This window comes from Streptomyces sp. NBC_01471 (assembly GCF_041438865.1).
GTDB lineage: Bacteria > Actinomycetota > Actinomycetes > Streptomycetales > Streptomycetaceae > Streptomyces.
The window spans coordinates 1,866,657-1,884,627 of the sequence record NZ_CP109450.1; the positions used below are offsets into that span (position 1 = coordinate 1,866,657).

At 69.6% G+C, this 17,971-nt stretch carries 14 protein-coding genes and 5 tRNA genes; 7 read left to right on the plus strand and 12 right to left on the minus strand.

Annotation, left to right across the window (positions count from 1 at the left end; translation table 11 throughout):
- Positions 1-49 precede the first annotated feature (49 nt).
- The gene (leuD, locus tag OG285_RS08210) at positions 50-643 is read right to left on the minus strand and encodes a 3-isopropylmalate dehydratase small subunit (RefSeq protein WP_356832770.1); all 594 of its coding nucleotides are present in this window, start codon (positions 641-643) and stop codon (positions 50-52) included.
- 5 nt (positions 644-648) lie between these two features.
- Complete coding sequence (gene leuC / locus OG285_RS08215; RefSeq protein WP_356832772.1) at positions 649-2,073, minus strand: 3-isopropylmalate dehydratase large subunit; 1,425 nt, start codon at positions 2,071-2,073, stop codon at positions 649-651.
- Positions 2,074-2,244: 171 nt separating this feature from the next.
- Here leuC and ndgR point away from each other — a divergent pair, with 171 nt between their 5' ends.
- Complete coding sequence (gene ndgR / locus OG285_RS08220) at positions 2,245-2,961, plus strand: IclR family transcriptional regulator NdgR (protein WP_164265352.1); 717 nt, start codon at positions 2,245-2,247, stop codon at positions 2,959-2,961.
- Positions 2,962-3,064: 103 nt separating this feature from the next.
- On the opposite strand, the gene OG285_RS08225 is transcribed toward ndgR, so the two are convergent.
- The gene (locus OG285_RS08225; protein WP_356832774.1) at positions 3,065-3,580 is read right to left on the minus strand and encodes a DUF4188 domain-containing protein; all 516 of its coding nucleotides are present in this window, start codon (positions 3,578-3,580) and stop codon (positions 3,065-3,067) included.
- A 111-nt stretch (positions 3,581-3,691) separates the two neighbouring features.
- Here OG285_RS08225 and OG285_RS08230 point away from each other — a divergent pair, with 111 nt between their 5' ends.
- Positions 3,692-4,333 carry a MerR family transcriptional regulator gene (locus OG285_RS08230; RefSeq protein ID WP_356832776.1) on the plus strand — a complete coding sequence of 214 codons (642 nt, stop codon included), beginning with the start codon at positions 3,692-3,694 and terminating at the stop codon, positions 4,331-4,333.
- Between the two features lie 84 nt (positions 4,334-4,417).
- On the opposite strand, the gene OG285_RS08235 is transcribed toward OG285_RS08230, so the two are convergent.
- From OG285_RS08235 to OG285_RS08275, 9 genes are all read right to left on the minus strand, one after another.
- A tRNA-Glu gene (locus OG285_RS08235) sits at positions 4,418-4,490 on the minus strand.
- Positions 4,491-4,536: 46 nt separating this feature from the next.
- Positions 4,537-4,608, minus strand: a tRNA-Gln gene (locus OG285_RS08240).
- Between the two features lie 8 nt (positions 4,609-4,616).
- A tRNA-Glu gene (locus OG285_RS08245) sits at positions 4,617-4,689 on the minus strand.
- 61 nt (positions 4,690-4,750) lie between these two features.
- A tRNA-Glu gene (locus OG285_RS08250) sits at positions 4,751-4,823 on the minus strand.
- A 46-nt stretch (positions 4,824-4,869) separates the two neighbouring features.
- Positions 4,870-4,941: transfer RNA gene (locus OG285_RS08255), tRNA-Gln, on the minus strand.
- Between the two features lie 84 nt (positions 4,942-5,025).
- Positions 5,026-5,745, minus strand: a complete 720-nt coding sequence (locus OG285_RS08260; protein WP_356832778.1) for an HAD family hydrolase — start codon at positions 5,743-5,745, stop codon at positions 5,026-5,028.
- Between the two features lie 53 nt (positions 5,746-5,798).
- Positions 5,799-7,277 carry a glutamate--tRNA ligase gene (gene gltX, locus OG285_RS08265; RefSeq protein WP_371790614.1) on the minus strand — a complete coding sequence of 493 codons (1,479 nt, stop codon included), beginning with the start codon at positions 7,275-7,277 and terminating at the stop codon, positions 5,799-5,801.
- Positions 7,270-8,055, minus strand: coding sequence for a fumarylacetoacetate hydrolase family protein (locus OG285_RS08270; RefSeq protein WP_328331839.1), 786 nt, complete (start codon positions 8,053-8,055; stop codon positions 7,270-7,272). Before OG285_RS08270 ends, gltX begins: the two co-directional genes overlap by 8 nt.
- Positions 8,056-8,147: 92 nt before the next feature.
- Positions 8,148-8,342 carry a hypothetical protein gene (locus OG285_RS08275; RefSeq protein ID WP_356832782.1) on the minus strand — a complete coding sequence of 65 codons (195 nt, stop codon included), beginning with the start codon at positions 8,340-8,342 and terminating at the stop codon, positions 8,148-8,150.
- 617 nt (positions 8,343-8,959) lie between these two features.
- Here OG285_RS08275 and OG285_RS08280 point away from each other — a divergent pair.
- The 5 genes from OG285_RS08280 to OG285_RS08300 all read left to right on the plus strand — a co-directional run bounded on the left by OG285_RS08280 (position 8,960) and on the right by OG285_RS08300 (position 17,971).
- Positions 8,960-12,850, plus strand: a complete 3,891-nt coding sequence (locus OG285_RS08280) for a nitrate- and nitrite sensing domain-containing protein (RefSeq protein ID WP_371790615.1) — start codon at positions 8,960-8,962, stop codon at positions 12,848-12,850.
- A 9-nt stretch (positions 12,851-12,859) separates the two neighbouring features.
- Positions 12,860-13,273, plus strand: coding sequence for a roadblock/LC7 domain-containing protein (locus tag OG285_RS08285; RefSeq protein WP_164260060.1), 414 nt, complete (start codon positions 12,860-12,862; stop codon positions 13,271-13,273).
- A gap of 119 nt (positions 13,274-13,392) precedes the next feature.
- Positions 13,393-13,800: a DUF742 domain-containing protein gene (locus tag OG285_RS08290; RefSeq protein WP_164259976.1), complete on the plus strand. Its 408-nt coding sequence runs from the start codon at positions 13,393-13,395 to the stop codon at positions 13,798-13,800.
- Positions 13,781-14,362, plus strand: a complete 582-nt coding sequence (locus OG285_RS08295; RefSeq protein ID WP_371790616.1) for an ATP/GTP-binding protein — start codon at positions 13,781-13,783, stop codon at positions 14,360-14,362. The genes OG285_RS08290 and OG285_RS08295 overlap by 20 nt, the downstream gene beginning before the upstream one ends.
- Before the next feature lie 366 nt (positions 14,363-14,728).
- A complete protein-coding gene (locus OG285_RS08300) occupies positions 14,729-17,971 on the plus strand; it encodes a nitrate- and nitrite sensing domain-containing protein (protein ID WP_371790617.1) in 3,243 nt (1,080 codons plus the stop codon).

Here is a 17,971-nt window from a genome sequence, read left to right on the forward strand (position 1 = left end):
CTGCGCCCCCTGCCGGGCGGCAGGGGGCGCAGTCCTGAAAACGTGCTGCTCAGACCTCAATTGTGCGTGGCTTGAAGGCGGGTCGGGCCGCCTCGTAAGCCGTGATGTCCGCTTCGTTCTGAAGGGTGAGGCTGATGTCGTCCAGACCGTTCAGCAGCCGCCAGCGGGCGTTCTCGTCCAGCTCGAAATCGGCGGTGATGCCCTCGGCCAGGACCTGCCTGCTCTCCAGGTCCACGGTGACTTCGGCAGTCGGGTCGGCCTCGGTCAGCGCCCAGATGGCGTCCACGACCTTCTGGTCGAGAACCACGGTCAGCAGGCCGTTCTTCAGCGAGTTCCCGCGGAAGATGTCGGCGAACCGGGACGAGATGACGGCCTTGAAGCCGAAGTTCTGCAGGGCCCACACCGCGTGCTCACGGGAGGAGCCCGTACCGAAGTCGGGGCCCGCCACCAGCACCGAGGCGCCCGCGCGCTCCGGGCGGTTGAGCACGAACTCGGGGTCCTTGCGCCACGCCTCGAAGAGCCCGTCCTCGAAGCCGTCGCGGGTGACCTTCTTCAGCCAGTGGGCCGGGATGATCTGGTCGGTGTCGACGTTGCCGCGGCGCAGCGGGACGACCCGGCCGGTGTGCTTGGTGAAAGCTTCCATGGAAATCAGGCCTCCACGAGAGTCGGGGCGTCGGACAGGTCGGCGGGCGAGGCCAGATGCCCCAGCACCGCGGTGGCAGCGGCCACCTGCGGGGAGACCAGGTGGGTACGGCCGCCCTTGCCCTGCCTGCCCTCGAAGTTGCGGTTGGAGGTGGAGGCGCAGCGCTCACCGGGCTTGAGCTGGTCGGGGTTCATGCCCAGACACATCGAGCAGCCCGCGTGCCGCCATTCGGCGCCCGCAGCGGTGAAGACCTTGTCCAGGCCCTCTTCGACGGCCTGCAGCGCGACCCGCACCGAGCCGGGGACGACCAGCATCCGTACGCCGTCGGCGACGTTGCGGCCCTGCAGCAGGGCTGCCGCGCTGCGCAGGTCCTCGATGCGGCCGTTGGTGCAGGAACCCACGAAGACCGTGTCGACCTTGATGTCGCGCAGCGGCTGGCCCGCGGTCAACCCCATGTATTCCAGGGCCTTTTCGGCGGCCAGGCGCTCCGATGCGTCTTCGTACGAAGCAGGGTCGGGGACGCTGGCGGAAAGCGGTGCGCCCTGGCCGGGGTTGGTGCCCCAGGTGACGAACGGGGCCAGCGCGGCGCCGTCGATGAGCACCTCGGCGTCGAATACCGCGTCGTCGTCGGTCCGCAGGGTCTTCCAGTACTCGACCGCGGCGTCCCACTCCTCGCCCTGCGGGGCGTGGTCGCGGCCCTTGAGGTAGTCGAAGGTGGTCTGGTCGGGGGCGATCATGCCGGCCCGCGCGCCCGCCTCGATCGACATGTTGCAGATGGTCATCCGGGCTTCCATCGAGAGCTTCTCGATGGCGGAGCCGCGGTACTCCAGGATGTAGCCCTGTCCGCCGCCGGTGCCGATCCGCGCGATGATCGCCAGGATCAGGTCCTTGGCCGTGACCGCGTCGGGCAGTTCGCCCTCCACCGTGATGGCCATGGTCATGGGGCGGGCCATCGGCAGCGTCTGGGTCGCCAGCACGTGCTCGACCTGGGAGGTGCCGATGCCGAACGCCAGCGCGCCGAACGCGCCGTGCGTGGAGGTGTGGCTGTCACCGCAGACCACGGTGGTGCCCGGCTGGGTCAGGCCCAGCTGCGGTCCGACGACGTGGACGACACCCTGCTCGACGTCGCCCAGCGGGTGCAGCCGTACGCCGAAGTCCGCGCAGTTCTTGCGCAGCGTCTCCAGCTGGACACGGGAGACCGGGTCCGCGATCGGCTTGTCGATGTCGAGGGTGGGGGTGTTGTGGTCCTCGGTGGCGATGGTGAGGTCGAGGCGCCGCACCGGACGGTCGTTCTGGCGCAGACCGTCGAACGCCTGCGGGCTGGTCACCTCGTGCAGCAGGTGCAGATCGATGAAGAGAAGGTCGGGCTCGCCTTCGGCGCGCCTGACGACATGGTCGTCCCAGACCTTCTCCGCGAGTGTCCTACCCATCGCTTTCCCTCCGGCCGGCGTCTTCGCCGGCCCAACTAGAAATCGGGCGCCCCGTCCGGACCCCCGTACCGGGCGGCGACTGCGAGCCGTTGTACGGCCGCCCCTACAGGTTGGCAAGTTCCCTGGAAAATTGAACTTGCGTTTCACAGAGTGAGACGCGAGTATCGTTGCATGGACAACTCTAGCGGCGTCGGCGTTCTCGACAAGGCAGCTCTGGTATTGAGCGCTCTGGAGTCCGGCCCGGCCACCCTCGCCGGGCTGGTCGCGGCGACGGGGCTCGCACGACCCACGGCACACCGGCTTGCCGTGGCCCTGGAACACCACCGGCTGGTGGCGAGGGACATGCAGGGCCGGTTCATTCTCGGCCCCCGGCTCTCGGAGCTGGCCGCGGCGGCGGGCGAGGACCGTCTGCTCGCCACGGCCGGACCCGTACTGACGCATCTGCGCGATGTCACCGGCGAGAGCGCCCAGCTCTACCGCCGGCAGGGAGACATGCGGATCTGCGTGGCGGCGGCCGAGCGCCTCTCCGGGTTGCGGGACACCGTCCCGGTCGGCTCCACGCTCACCATGAAGGCCGGTTCGTCGGCGCAGATCCTGATGGGCTGGGAGGAGCCGGAGCGGCTCCACCGCGGCCTCCAGGGCGCCCGTTTCACCGCGACCGCGCTCTCCGGGGTGCGGCGCAGGGGCTGGGCCCAGTCGATCGGTGAGCGCGAACCGGGTGTGGCGTCGGTCTCCGCACCGGTGCGCGGCCCCTCGAACCGGGTGGTCGCGGCCGTCTCGGTGTCCGGCCCGATCGAACGGCTCACCCGCCACCCGGGCCGGATGCACGCCCAGGCGGTCATCGATGCCGCCGGACGGCTCTCCGAGGCCCTGCGCCGCACCAGCTGACGCCGGGACCCGGCTCACACCGGACCCTTCAGCCCGCACAGACCCTTCAGTCGCTCCCCCCAACAGGCCGCCCCAGCGTCGTGGCGGCCCGGGACCGGTCCGCTCAGCCCGCCTGGGGCCGGGAGCGCGCGCCGGAGCGGTGCGCGAGACGGTCCGCAGCCGCGCGGCCCCGCCCCTCGATCGGGAGCACACCGGTCGCCGCCGCCAGCCCACGGGCCGGCATATCGGCGTAGATGGACTCGTAGGACCCCTCCGGCACGATGTACGTCTCGTGCCACAGCCCCACGTGCTGCCGGGACTTCCGCTCCTTGCGGTTGATCATCGCCCACGCCGTGCGGTGGAACATGTCGGGCGCGGCCGCGTACGCGTACAGCTTCTCCTTCGACTCCCAGTACTGGACGACGTAGTACGTCCGGGGCGAGCCGGTGAGCAGGGTGTAACCGAGCAGTCCACGGCTCTTGTCCCTGCCCAACTCCCTGAGCATGCGCGGCATCGCCATGAGGACCGGCAGCCAGTGGTGCACTCCCCAGAAGTGGTTGATGCGCATCCCGATCAGCAGAACGACCACGTCGCCCTCAGCGGCTGCGGTCGTCCTGCCCGGTATCGGCTTCGCGAACATGGCGTGCCCCCCCTTTGCCGTACTGCACGTCGCTTCATGTTGGATAGCTGCACTATCCAATGGTGGGATGGTGGCACCGCCCAGGAGGCGGCGCAAGGGAAGGCACCAGGAATGCGACTGTCGGAACTGAGTGAGCTGAGCGGGGTCCCGGCCGCGACGATCAAGTACTACCTGCGAGAGCGGCTCCTGCCGCCCGGCCACCGGATCACTGCGACCCGGGCCGACTACGACGAAGGTCATCTGCGACGGCTGCGTCTGGTGCGGGCTCTGATCCAGGTCGGCCGGATCCCGGTGGCGACGGCGCGCGAGGTGCTGGGGCACGTCGACGACGATTCCCTGGGCCGCACGATCCGGCTGGGCGCAGCACTCTGGTCGCTTCCGCACGGGCCCGAGCCGGACGACGAGGCAGCGGAGACGGCCGCCGCACGCGGCGAGGTCGGGCGGCTCCTCGACCAGCTGGGCTGGGCGAGCGTACGGGAGATCGGCGAGCTCTCCCCTGCCCACCGTTCGCTGGTCGCGTCGGTGGCCACGCTGCTGCGGCTCGGCTACCCGTGCGAGGTCGGCTACCTGGTCCAGCAGGCCCGGCTGATGCATCAAGTGGCCGTACAGGACCTGGACATGATGGAGACTCACCCCTCCGAGAAGGAGCAGGTGGAGTCGGCCGTCGTAGCCACCGTGCTCTACGAGCCGCTGCTGGCGTCGCTGCACCGGCTGGCGCAGGAGGAGGAGTCGGCGCGGCGCTACGGTCTGTGAACCGGCGGGAGTTGGGACATCCGGTCGGTCAACCCGGTGACACAGAAAGGCCCTTCACCGAAGTGAAGGGCCTTTCTCGTCCTGTACCCCCGACCGGATTCGAACCGGCGCTACTGCCGTGAGAGGGCAGCGTGCTAGGCCGCTACACAACGGGGGCTTGTACTGCAACATGCACCAGAAGGTGCGCTACTGCTGATCTTGCGCTGGGCTACCAGGACTCGAACCTAGAATGACGGTACCAGAAACCGTTGTGTTGCCAATTACACCATAGCCCATGGTGGAGTACCCCCGACCGGATTCGAACCGGCGCTACTGCCGTGAGAGGGCAGCGTGCTAGGCCGCTACACAACGGGGGCCCTAGCGATCCTGCATCAAGTCCATCGGGTGCGACCCTGATGAGCTCACGGGAAGGATCTGTACCCCCGACCGGATTCGAACCGGCGCTACTGCCGTGAGAGGGCAGCGTGCTAGGCCGCTACACAACGGGGGCTTGTACTGCAACATGCACCAGAAGGTGCGCTACTGCTGATCTTGCGCTGGGCTACCAGGACTCGAACCTAGAATGACGGTACCAGAAACCGTTGTGTTGCCAATTACACCATAGCCCAATGAAACGCAACCCCTTGGGGGTCTTGTTCATCTCGCGCTGTCCACTCCGGCCTTCCGGCCGGTCGGGCGGCGCAAGAAGAACATTACCCGAAGGTGGACGGCGCTCCAAAACGGGTATCGCCCCGAAGCAGCCCGGGAAGCTGGCCCAGAGCGGTGATCCGCTCCAGCTCGGGCCGTCCGCCGAGGTCCGCCCGGTCCAGCCAGACCGCCCGCAGTCCGGCCGCGAGCGCACCCGCGGCGTCGATGTCCGGATGGTCTCCCACGTACAGGACCTCCGGCGGATCGAGCCGCAGGGCGTCGCAGGCGGCGTGGAAGGCACCGGCCGCGGGCTTGGACACCCCCAGGTCGGCCGCGCAGACGAGCACCTCGAACCGGTCCCGTACGCCCAGGGTGCGCAGCTTGCGGTCCTGGTTGTGGACGGCCGAGTTCGAGAGCAGGCCGTGCCGGTAGTCCGCCGCGAGGGCGTCGAGCGCCGGCACGGCGTCCGGGAAGAGCGCCCAGGCGGCCTCGTAGTGCGCCAGGTGCCGGGCGAACCAGGCGTCGGCCTCCTGATCGCTCAACTCCGCGCCGGTGAAGGACCGGACCCGCTCCCGGCGCTGGCCCTGCCAGTCGGTCTCGCCCGCCGCGAACCTCGCCCAGTGCAGATCGGTGATCTCCCGCCATCGGACGAGGGCCTGCTCGACGGAGGTGTATCCGTCGGGCAGGCCCTCGGTCTTCAGATGTTCGCGCAGTCCCGTGCGGTCGGCGGTGGTGTAGTCGAAGATCGTGTCGTCGATGTCCCAGAGGACCGCGCGTATGGGCATGTACGGAGTCTAGGCAAACTCCCGCGACGCCGCCCCCCTCTGCCGGCCGGGTCTCAGGCGGCCAGCTTCGCCAGCGCCGCGTCGATCCGCTCCAGCGAACGGTCCCTGCCCAGGATCTCCAGGGACTCGAAGAGCGGCAGGCCGACCGTGCGGCCGGTGACCGCGACGCGGACCGGGGCCTGGGCCTTGCCGAGCTTCAGGCCGTGCTCCTCGCCGGCCGCGAGGACGGCCGCCTTGAGCGCCTCGGGACTGGTCCAGTCGGCGTCGGCGAGCTTGGCGCGGGCCGTGGTGAGCAGAGCCACCGGGTCGCCCTTCATCGCCTTCGCCCAGGACGCCTCGTCCTCGACCGGCCGGTCCAGGAAGAGGAAGTCGACGTTGGCGGTGATGTCCGAGAGGACCGTGAGGCGGGTCTGCGCGTACGGGGCGATGGCCACCCACGCCGCCTGGTCGAAGTTCTCCTCGGGCCAGTTGGCGTGCGGGGCGCGCAGCCAGGGGGTGCACGCCTCGGTGAAGGCCTTCACGTCCAGCAGGCGGATGTGGTCGGCGTTGATCGCCTCGGCCTTCTTCAGGTCGAAGCGGGCCGGGTTGGCGTTGACGTCCGCGATGTCGAACTTCTCGACCAGTTCGGCGACCGAGAAGATGTCCTGGTCCGCCGAGAACGACCAGCCCAGCAGGGACAGGTAGTTGAGCAGGCCCTCGGGCAGGAAACCCCGCTCGCGGTAGAGGTTGAGCGATGCCTCGGGGTCGCGCTTGGAGAGCTTCTTGTTGCCCTCCCCCATGACGTAGGGGAGGTGGCCGAAGAGCGGGATCCGCTGGGAGACGCCGATGTCGATCAGCGCTTTGTGGAGCGCGATCTGGCGCGGGGTGGAGGAGAGCAGGTCCTCACCGCGCAGCACGTGGGTGATCTCCATCAGCGCGTCGTCGACCGGGTTGACGAGCGTGTAGAGCGGCGCGCCGTTGGCCCGGACGATGCCGTAGTCCGGCACGTTCTCCGGGGTGAAGGTCAGCTCGCCGCGCACCAGGTCCTCGAAGGTGATCGCCTCGTCGGGCATCCGGAAACGGACGATGGAGGTGCGGCCCTCCGTCCGGTACTCCTCGACCTGGCCCGCGGTGAGGTCCCGGCAGTGGCCGTCGTACCCCGAGGGGCGGCCGGCCTTGCGGGCGGCGTCGCGGCGCTCGTCCAGCTCGGCCGTGGTGCAGTAGCAGTCGTACGCGTGCCCCGCGTCCTGGAGCCTCTTCGCGATGTCCGCGTAGATGTCCATGCGCTGCGACTGGCGGTACGGGGCGTGCGGGCCGCCCTTCTCGGGGCCCTCGTCCCAGTCCAGTCCGAGCCAGCGCAGCGAGTCGAGCAGCTGGTTGTACGACTCCTCGGAGTCGCGGGCCGCGTCGGTGTCCTCGATACGGAACACCATGGTGCCGCCGGCGTGCCGGGCGAAGGCCCAGTTGAACAGCGCGGTACGGACCAGACCCACGTGGGGGTTGCCGGTCGGGGAGGGACAGAAACGTACGCGGGGAGTCGTCGCGTTAACCACGCTTGATCACCTTGTTGGTGAGAGTGCCGATGCCTTCGATGGAGACGGCGACCTCGTCGCCGACGTTGAGCGGTCCGACGCCGGCCGGGGTGCCGGTCAGGATGACGTCTCCGGGGAGCAGCGTCATGGCGTCGGAGATGTTGACGATCAGATCCGCGATGGAGTGGATCATCTCGCTGGTACGGCCGAGCTGGCGCTGGTCGCCGTTGACCGTGGCCTGGATGGTGAGGTCGGACGGGTCGAGGTCGGTCTCCACCCAGGGGCCGAGCGGGCAGGAGGTGTCGAAGCCCTTGGCCCTGGCCCACTGCTTCTCGCGCTTCTGGACGTCACGCGCGGTGACGTCGTTGGCGCAGGTGTAGCCGAAGACGACGTCCTTGACGCGGTCGTGCGGGACCTCACGGCACATCCGGCCGATCACGACGGCCAGTTCGGCCTCGTGGTGCAGTTCGCTGGAGAAGGAGGGGTACTCGATGGCGTCGCCCGAGCCGATCACCGAGGTGGTGGGCTTGAAGAAGGCGAACGGCGCGTCCGGGACCGCGTTGCCGAGCTCTGCCGCGTGCTCCGCGTAGTTGCGGCCGAAGGCCACGACCTTGTTGGGGAGCACAGGGGGCAGCAGCCGGACCTTGCTCAGCGGGACCTTGACACCGGAGAGCTCGAAGTCGGAGTACGGAATGCCCTTGATGATGTCGAGGACGAGGTCGCCCGAGGGATCGGAGCCCTCGCCCTCGACCACGCCGAAGGCGACATTGCCGTCGATGGAGAATCTGGCGATGCGCACGAGTGCTGTCGCCCCTCACTTATTGGCTGGCTGGAGTTCTGACGCTCCAGGCTAACGCGGGCGGCGAGGGGCTGCCGCGCGATCACCTCGCGTCACTTCGCGGCGGTGACCTGCGCCGGGGCGGGCGCTTCCATCAGGATGGTGCGGCGCGGGTTGGCCGTCACGGCCGGCAGGGTCGCGGCGTGCTCCGGCTGCTCGGGGCGCTGCAGCTGCTCGGCGTCCGTGAGGTGGGCGAGAGTGGTGCGGCGGGGGTTGGCAATGTTGCGGAACAACGTCGTGGTCTTCATCTGCTGGTGAGGCCCTGTCGGTCGGGCGGCGCCGGGGCGCCGGTTGTCGGATTCGCCATCCCTGTAAAGCATCAGGCTAAACATCTGATTCCCCGCGGAAGGGCGGGCCGGACAACGATCTAGGTGTGAGTTTGCTCACGAATTGAGCGGCATTTAGGGCATTACGGTCACCCAATACCCGTGCAGCAAGCGGACATTACCCATGCGAACCGTGCATTCCGCCCCTGATCATCGCGACTGGGACACCCCTGGCCCGTAAGCAGTACGTAAACAAAAGTCCGATTCATCCGGGAACAATTTCTACGCCTGGTGATGTGCCGCTCACGCCGTGTCAATAAGGTCACATCCCCGCACTCGGGCCTTGTTGGAGATCCGTCGCTGTGCTGGAATTCCACGCACTGCCGCGCAGTCTTTGTGAAAACACAGGCAGGCCGGCGCACGAAGCGCGCGACGCAGCGCCGAGTGGCGGCGGTAAAAGGGGGAGAACACGCCGGTCACTGACGACCACCATGGGGCGCGCCGCGCCCCACGACTCGACACCGTTCCGCCGCCTGTGCGGGGGAACGCCTGGTCCAGAGGTTGCGACGCTAGTGCAGGGACGTTTCAAGAGGGATGGCATGGGGTCTCCCCAGGCCCGCCAGGGTCGAGGGGAAGCCGCGGCTGAACAGGAGCCTCGCGGCGGATCCGACCGCGGCTCCTCGGCCCAGCACGCCCAGACCCCCCAGAATCACCGCCAGACCACGGCCGGCGGCGGTGAGCCGAGTACCACCCCTTCGGCTCCGGCCGCGCCGAAGCCGAAGGGCCAGGCCGGCACGGGCTCACGGATGGCTCTGCGCAACTGGCGCATCAGCACCAGGCTCGTCTCCCTGCTGGCACTGCCCGTGGTCGCCGCGACCACTCTGGGCGGACTGCGCATCAGCGACTCGCTGGACAAGATGCAGCAGCTGGACCACATGCAGCTGCTCACCCAGATGACCAAGCAGGCGACCGAGCTGGCCGCCGCGCTCCAGGAGGAGCGCGACAAGTCCGCGGGTCCGCTGTCGCACGGCGCGAAGGCAAACGACTTCAACGTCGAAGAGCCCCGCAAGCGCACCGACCTCGCCGACCAGGCCTTCCTCGCGGGCACCGCGAACTTCGACAAGGCGAACCGCGACGACTCGATCGAGTCGATCCGCGGCAGCCTCCGGGGCATCGCCACCAAGCTGACCCGGCTCAAGGCCATCCGCGCCGACGCGTACCAGGGCGACGCCACCACCTCGCAGACGGTCAACGAGTACAGCGAACTGATCGACTCGCTGCTCGGCCTCTCCCAGGACATGGCCCAGGCGACGGCCAACCCCGAGATGATCAAGCGGACCCGCGCTCTGGCGGCCTTCTCCTCCGCCAAGGAGTACGCGTCGATCCAGCGGGCGGTCATCGCCGCCGCACTGCCGACGAGCAACAAGGGCCACGGCCACCTGGCGGAGAGCGACCGTCTCTTCGCCAAGTCCGCGATGCAGAGCGAGGAGGACGAGCTCAAGTCCTTCAAGCTGGTCTACGCGGGCAACGCGGCGGCGCTGACCGCCCCGCTGGACACCGGTAACCCGGAGATCACCGCGGCCAACCTGTACGCGAAGCACGTCCTGGAGAACACGGGCGGTCTGGACAGCCAGGCCCCGCGTTCGTACAAGGACTGGTACGACGCGGACAGCAACCGCATCACGGCCATGAAGACCATCGAGGCCACGCTCCTCGGCGAGATGGAGCAGAAGGCCCGCGAGCTGCGCAACGACGCGGAGCGCGAGGCGATCATCAACGCCGCGCTCATCGTGCTCGTGCTCGGTGTCTCGCTGGTCGGCGCCTATGTCGTGGCCCGGTCCATGATCCGCTCGCTGCGGCGGCTCCAGGACACCGCGACCAAGGTCGCGAGTGAGCGCCTTCCCGAGCTGGTCAAGCAGCTCTCCGAGACCGACCCGCAGGACGTCGACACCTCCGTGGAGTCCGTCGGTGTGCACAGCAGGGACGAGATCGGAAAGGTCGCGACGGCCTTCGACGACGTCCACCGCGAGGCCGTCCGGCTCGCCTCCGAGCAGGCCATGCTGCGGGGCAACGTCAACGCGATGTTCACCAACCTCTCGCGCCGCAGCCAGGGCCTCATCCAGCGTCAGCTCTCGCTCATCTCCGAACTGGAGTCCCGCGAGGCCGACCCGGACCAGCTGTCCTCGCTCTTCAAGCTCGACCACCTCGCGACCCGTATGCGCCGGAACGGCGAGAACCTCCTGGTCCTCGCGGGCGAGGAGCCCGGCCGCCGGTGGACCCGCCCCGTGCCGCTGGTCGACGTGCTCCGCGCCGCCGCGTCCGAGGTGGAGCAGTACGAACGCATCGAGCTGGCGGCGGTGCCCGCGACCGAGGTCGCGGGACGCGTCGTCAACGACCTCGTCCACCTGCTCGCCGAGCTGCTGGAGAACGCCACCTCGTTCTCCTCGCCGCAGACCAAGGTCCGGGTGACCGGTCACGCGCTGCCCGACGGACGGGTGCTCGTGGAGATCCACGACACCGGTATCGGCCTCTCCCCCGAGGATCTCGCCGCGATCAACGAGCGGCTCGCGTCGCCGCCCACCGTGGACGTCTCCGTCTCCCGCCGCATGGGCCTGTTCGTGGTCGGCCGCCTCTCGCTGCGCCACGGCATCCGCATCCAGCTCCGGCCCTCCGACTCCGGTGGTACGACCGCGCTGGTCATGCTGCCCGTCGACGTCGCGCAGGGCGGCAAGAAGGCTCCGGCCAAGCCGGGTATGCCCGGTGGCCAGCAGCAGTCGCAGCAGCTGGGCCAGTCGCAGCAGGGTCCGCCGCAGCAGGGCGCGGGCGCCCCGGGCCATGCCGGTGCAGGTGCCGGTGCCCCGCGTGGTCAGGTCTCGGGTACGGGTCCGCGCGCCGCGCTGCCCGCCCGCGACGGCGACCGCTCGATCCAGCCCGGCGGTCCGCAGCAGCAGGGGCTGCCGCAGGGCGGCTCCGCCCCCGCTCCGGCGGTGAACGCCTTCGGCGCAGGGGCACCCATGCCGCGCCGGGCCGCCCAGGGCGGTCGCGGCGGCCGGGGCGAGGCCCCCGGACGCGGCGGCAACGGCCCGCAGCAGCCCGGGGACGGCATGTTCCAGCCCCCGGCCGGACGCCAGCAGCAGCTGCCGCCCACCGGCGGCCCGCGCGCGGAGCTGCCCGGCGGTAACCCGGGTGCACCGTCGCAGCCTCAGGCCGGCGGCCCGCCGTCGCCGCAGAACCCGCAGCAGCCGCAGCAGCCGCAGCGCGCGCAGACCACCAGCTGGGGCAATGAACTGCCGCAGCGGGGGGCCCAGGACACGCCGCGCGGCCACGAGGACCCGGACACCGGCACGAACGGCTCCGGCACGAACGGCTCCGGTGCGTTCGGATCCGGCGCGTTCGGCGCCGGTACCAGCGGTTCCGCCATCAGCGGCTCCGGTGCCCAGTACCGCCAGCCGATGCGCCCGCTGCGCCAGTCCGGCGAGCGCTCCCCGGCGGACGACCCCTTCGGCAACGGCCGCCAGGCCGACGACCGGCTCTCCGCCGAGCGCCAGGGCCCCGGCTCCACCGCCGAGTTCCAGCGTCCGGACTTCAACGGCCCGCCGCCCGGCCGCACCGGCCAGTTCGAGCGTTCCGACGTCTTCGAGCGGCCGGATGTCCGCGGCCCGCAGCGGCGCCCGCAGATACCCCAGCCGCAGATACCCCAGGCACCGCAGCCCCAGCAGCAGGACGGCCGGTTCCAGGACAGCCAGTTCCAGGAAGAGCGCTTCCAGGACGGCGGATACCAGGACAACCGGTACCCGGACCCCCAGCAGCAGGACCCGTACCAGGACCGCCAGCAGCAGGATCCCGCGTCCACCGCGCAGTTCCCGCGAGCCGAGCTGTCGGACTTCGGGGGCTTCAACTCCCCGCGCCCGCCCGCCCCTTCGGAGGCCCCCGGCGGCGCCCCGCACCAGCGTGACCGTGCCGACGCCGACTTCGGCGCGCCGCGCCCGCCCGCGCCGCAGAGCCTGCCCCCGCAGCCTCAGTACGAAGCGCTGCCGCCGGCCGCCGACCCGGGCGACGGACGTACCCCGCTCTACGACACCCTGGAGACCAACTGGTTCCACGGCGCGCAGTCCGCGAGGGCCGCGCAGCCGCAGGAACCGGCCGCTCCCCAGCAGCCCGAGCCGGCCGCTTCCGCGGCACCGCCCCGCGACCCCATGGCCCAGACTGCCCCCGGCAGCAACTGGCGGGCATCGCCCAACGACGAACTCGTACGGCAGGCCGAGCGGGCCAAGAAGCCCGCTGCCGGTGGTGTCACCACATCCGGTCTGCCCCGACGCGTACCGCGCGCCAATCTGGTGCCCGGCACCGCACAGCAGCAGGCCCACCAGGCCGGTCCGCAGGTTTCGCGTGCGCCCGACGACGTACGCGGCCGGCTGACCAATCTCCGGCGTGGCATCCAACAGGGTCGCCAGGCCGGAACCGGCCCCTCACACCAGCAGGAGCACTAGTTGAGTCCGATGAGCCAGGCGGCGCAGAATCTGAACTGGTTGATCACGAACTTCGTGGACAACACCCCCGGGGTGTCCCACACAGTGGTGGTCTCCGCCGACGGACTTCTGCTGGCCATGTCCGAAGGCTTTCCGCGTGACCGTGCCGACCAGCTGGCGGCCGTCGCCTCCGGGCTGACCTCGCTCACCGCGGGCGCCTCCCGGATCTTCGAAGGCGGCGAAGTCGCCCAGACCGTGGTGGAGATGGAGCGCGGCTTCCTCTTCCTCATGTCGGTCTCGGACGGCTCCTCCCTCGCCGTTCTCTCCCACCCGGACTGCGACATCGGCCTGGTCGGGTACGAGATGGCGCTGCTCGTCGACCGCGCGGGCAGCGTCCTCACCCCGGACCTGCGCGCCGAACTCCAGGGGAGCCTGCTCCACTAGAGAATCGTCCCCCACAGGTTCAGCCCGTACGTTCATCACTTACCGTCCGGCCGCTTCCCGCCCCCCACCGGCCCAGTCAGACGGCACTCCGATTCATCGCTGTCACGCCCGGAGGATCCATGACCCCGCCCCCCGCCTCTCACGATCCGTACGGCGTGCTGCACGACGCGTCGTACGACAGTGAAGGCGACCAGCCCCTGGTACGTCCGTACGCCATGACCGGCGGCCGGACCCGGCCCCGCTACCAGCTCGCCATAGAGGCACTGGTCAGCACCACGGCCGACCCGGTGCACCTCGCGGGCCTGCTCCCCGAGCACCAGCGGATATGCCACCTGTGCCGCGAGGTCAAGTCGGTGGCCGAGGTGTCGGCGCTGCTCTCGATGCCCCTGGGTGTGGCGCGGATCCTCGTGGCCGACCTGGCGGAGGCCGGCATGGTGGCCATTCACCAGCCGGGCAACGGAGAGGCCGGCGGCACGCCGGACGTGACACTGCTCGAAAGGGTGCTCAGTGGACTTCGCAAGCTCTAGCGGCGGGACGGCCAGATCGACCACCTCCGCGAAGATCGTGGTGGCGGGAGGCTTCGGCGTGGGTAAGACCACGTTCGTCGGCGCCGTCTCGGAGATCAACCCGCTGCGTACCGAGGCCGTCATGACGTCCGCTTCGGCGGGCATCGACGACCTCACACACACCGGGGACAAGACCACCACCACGGTGGCCATGGACTTCGGACGCATCACCCTCGACCAGGACCTGATCCTCTACCTGTTCGGCACCCCCGGACAGGACCGCTTCTGGTTCATGTGGGACGACCTCGTACGCGGCGCCATCGGCGCCGTCGTCCTCGTCGACACCCGCAGGCTGTCCGACTGCTTCCCCGCGGTCGACTACTTCGAGAACTCGGGACTCCCCTTCGTCATCGCCCTCAACGGCTTCGACGGACACCAGCCCTACACCCCCGACGAAGTACGCGAAGCACTCCAGATCGGCCCCGACACCCCCATCCTCACCACCGACGCACGACACCGCGCAGATGCAAAGAGCGGACTCATCACACTCGTTGAGCACGCACTGATGGCACGTCTCAAGTAGTCGTCCTTCTACGGCAGTTGCCGTAGCCAATCTGGGGCGGACTGTGGTCTTTGACACGATCCGCCCCCATGTTCATAACGTTTCGACAGAGAATTCATCGACTGCGGACACCCGTTGCATCCGCACGGTGCCGCTCTGCTCACATCGGTCCCTGCTTTTGGCGCGGCTCGCTCTGTTTGACCGTTTTATCTGAGGCGTACGACACTCGGAGCGGCGGGTTCCAGCTGTTTGGAGCCACGCCGCCCGACGTGCTGGAATTCGGCGAACTCCCGAGTAGGACCGTCACCGTTCGACGGCCGGTCCGAGTACGGCTCTGAACGATAGACGGCACACCGTGGGTGCCGACGCCGAGAGGTTGTTGGTCGAGTGAGGCGAAGCAGGAAGAGCTCCGCGGCGGAGCAGGCGCGGGGGAACTTCACGCCGCCGTCGCAGTCGGTGACGTCTCCTGCCGGCCGGTCCGGAGCCGCTGCCGTGGGCGGTGACACCGGTACGAGCGGCAGCCGGCTGGCGCCGCGCAACTGGCGTGTGCCCACGAAGCTCAACGCCATTCTGCTGATCCCTGTGGTGGTCGGCCTCGTCATGGGCGGATTCCAGGTCAGCAGCGCGATCACCACCTGGAACGGCGCACGGGACGCCGAGCGGGTCGCTCTCGTCGTACGGGCCGCTTCGGCGTACAGCGAGGCGCTGCTCCAGGAGCGTGACGACAGCGCGGAGCCGCTGCTGTCCAACCACCGCGACAGCTTCGACGTCAAGCGTGCCTACAGCCGCACGGACGCCGCCGCCAGGTCCTTCGACACCGCGGTGAAGGCCCTGCCGAAGACCAAGGGCCTTCAGCGCCGCCTCCAGCTCTTCCGCGCGGAGGAGCCCACCCTCGCCACGCTGCGCAAGACGGCGTACGCCGAGGCGATGGACCCGGTGAAGACCGAAGAGGGCTACGTCAAGGTCCAGCACTCGCTGATGGAGTTCTCCAATGAACTCGGCCTCGGCACCGGCAACATCACGAGCTACGGGCGCACGGTCTACGCGATCCAGCTGGCCCAGGCCGCGGAGTCGCTGCAGCGCTCCATCGGTACGCATCTGCTGGTGCGCCCGAGCCAGGACCCCACGACCTTCCAGGCGCAGGTCGTCGCCTTCAACTCGTACAACTACCTGGAGCAGATCGCCCTCCAGGAGTACGTCTCGGGCGGCACCGAGGAGGACGCCACCGCGCTGCGGTCGGCCATGGCCGACCAGGCCGCCAGTGCCAAGAACTACGTGTCCCGCGACCGGGAGACGGCCAAGGGCGCGAAGAAGCACTATGTGACCCCGCCGGCCAAGGGCGGCTCGATGTTCGACGGCATCGCGGCCGAGATCGGCAAGGGCCGGACCCCCGCGGCGCTGAAGGCCAAGGGCATCGACTCCGAGTCCTGGGCCATCGCGGCCGGTACCAGGTTCAACGGCTACAGCACGGTCGAGAAGAACCTGGTCGACAAGGCGGTCGCGGACGCGGCGACCATCTCGCACAACGCGAAGAACGACGCCATCACCGACGGCGCCGTCGTCCTCGTCGCCCTCCTGGTCGCCTTCGTCCTGGCCGGGATGATGGCCCGCCAGATGAGCCGGGCGATGCGGCGCCTGCGCACCGCCGCCTTCGGCGTGGCCGAGCAGCGGCTGCCGATGCTCGTCGACCAGCTCTCACGCACCGAACCGGGCCGGGTCGACACCCGGGTCGAGCCCATTCCGATCCACACCCAGGACGAGATCGGCGAGGTGGCGCGCGCCTTCGACCAGGTGCACCGCGAGGCGGTCAGGCTCGCGTCGGAGCAGGCCATGCTCCGGGGCAACGTCAACGCGATCTTCACCAACCTCTCGCGCCGCAACCAGTCGCTCATCGAGGGCCAGCTGACCCTGATCACCGACCTGGAGAACAACGAGGCCGAGCCCGAGCAGCTGGAGAGCCTCTTCAAGCTCGACCACCTCGCGACCAGGATGCGCCGCAACGGCGAGAACCTGCTCGTGCTGGCGGGCGAGGAGCCGGGGCAGCGCTGGAACCAGCCCGTCCCGCTGGTCGACGTACTCAGGGCCGCCTCGTCCGAGGTGGAGTCGTACGAGCGCATCGAGCTGACCGGGGTGCCCGAGACCGAGATCCACGGCCAGTCCGTCACCGACCTGGTGCATCTGCTCGCCGAGCTGCTGGAGAACGCCACGACGTTCTCCTCCCCGCAGACCAAGGTGCGCGTCACGGCGACCCGGCTGCCGGACGGCCGGGTGATGATCGAGATCCACGACAAGGGCATCGGCCTCACGGCCGAGGACTTCGCGGACATCAACCACAAGCTGGCCAACCCGCCGACCGTGGACGCGGCGATCTCGCAGCGCATGGGGCTGTTCGTGGTCGGCCGCCTCGCCGACCGGCACGGCGTACGCGTGCAGCTGCGCCCCTCGGGTGAGCAGGCGGGCACCACGTCGCTGGTCATGCTCCCGGACGCCATCACGCACGGCGGTGGCGGCGAGCAGCTGCCCGCGGACGACTTCAGCGTCTCCTCGATCATCCCGGAGCAGCAGCCGCGGGAGCAGCAGTCCTTCCCGCAGGCTTCGCAGCGGACGGCCGCCGAACTCGGCTTCGACGACACCCGTTACGGGGACAGCGAACCGCGCCGCCTTGACCCGGTCAACCGCTCGCTGATGCGCGAGGAGCGCCGCGCGGCGCTCGATGGCCCGCACCACGGCGACGGCCGGCCGCTGTTCCGCGACGAAGTGCCGGCGCAGGAGCAGCAGTACGGGCAGGGGCAGCAGTACGCACGCCAGGAGCACCCGCCGCAGGATGTCAACGGTTACGCCCAGCAGTACGGCCAGGAGCCGCTGCAAGCGCAGTACGACCAGAACGGTTATGCGGCTCACCCGGCCCCGGACGGCTATCAGGACGGCGCCCGTGCGGGCTCCGGCCACCCGGCGTCCGACGGCTGGCAGCCGCAGTACGACAGCACGTTCGAGCCGCAGCCCCAGCAGGGTGACTGGGCTGGTCAGGCCACGTACCAGGACGGTTTCGGGTCGGCGTACCAGCCCGAGGCCGAATCTGTACAGGGCGCTCCCGCGGCCGCTCCCGAACGCGTAGGCTTCGACCGTCCGGGACCGTCTCCGAGCACCTCCCACGAACTGACCGACGCAGGCCTTCCCCGCCGTGGCGGTCAGCAGCAGGCCCCGAAGCCGGCCCCCGGAGCACACCAGTCCGGTCAGCAGAACTCCGGTCGGCCTCCGGCCGGACAGCAGAATCCTGAGGAGCAGAACGAGGGGGCAGAGAGCGGGGAGAGCAGCCGGCCGGCCGACTGGCGTTCGTCGAACGACGACCGCTGGCAGCGGGCGGACAAGCTGCGCGAGCCGAAGGCGGGCGGGGTCACTCCCTCCGGTCTCCCCCGGCGGGTGCCCAAGGCCAACCTGGTCGAGGGCAAGGCTGAGCAGACCCCGCAGGGCGGCCCCCAGGTCTCCCGCGCACCCGAGGACGTCCGGGGCAGGTTGAGCAACCTGCGCCGCGGTGTCCTGCGGGGGCGCAACGAAGGTAGTGACACGAACGGTCAGGCCACCGGGAATCACCACGGCGGTCCTGACAGCACCTACAACCAGGAGCGTTAG

Excerpts from the sequence above, each read along its gene's own strand:
- leuD (WP_356832770.1), bottom strand. The coding sequence starts at position 643 with ATGGAAGCTTTCACCAAGCACACCGGCCGGGTCGTCCCGCTGCGCCGC.
- leuC (WP_356832772.1), bottom strand. The coding sequence starts at position 2,073 with ATGGGTAGGACACTCGCGGAGAAGGTCTGGGACGACCATGTCGTCAGG.
- ndgR (WP_164265352.1), top strand. The coding sequence starts at position 2,245 with ATGGACAACTCTAGCGGCGTCGGCGTTCTCGACAAGGCAGCTCTGGTA.
- OG285_RS08225 (WP_356832774.1), bottom strand. The coding sequence starts at position 3,580 with ATGTTCGCGAAGCCGATACCGGGCAGGACGACCGCAGCCGCTGAGGGC.
- OG285_RS08230 (WP_356832776.1), top strand. The coding sequence starts at position 3,692 with ATGCGACTGTCGGAACTGAGTGAGCTGAGCGGGGTCCCGGCCGCGACG.
- OG285_RS08260 (WP_356832778.1), bottom strand. The coding sequence starts at position 5,745 with ATGCCCATACGCGCGGTCCTCTGGGACATCGACGACACGATCTTCGAC.
- OG285_RS08275 (WP_356832782.1), bottom strand. The coding sequence starts at position 8,342 with ATGAAGACCACGACGTTGTTCCGCAACATTGCCAACCCCCGCCGCACC.
- OG285_RS08280 (WP_371790615.1), top strand. The coding sequence starts at position 8,960 with ATGGGGTCTCCCCAGGCCCGCCAGGGTCGAGGGGAAGCCGCGGCTGAA.
- OG285_RS08285 (WP_164260060.1), top strand. The coding sequence starts at position 12,860 with ATGAGCCAGGCGGCGCAGAATCTGAACTGGTTGATCACGAACTTCGTG.
- OG285_RS08290 (WP_164259976.1), top strand. The coding sequence starts at position 13,393 with ATGACCCCGCCCCCCGCCTCTCACGATCCGTACGGCGTGCTGCACGAC.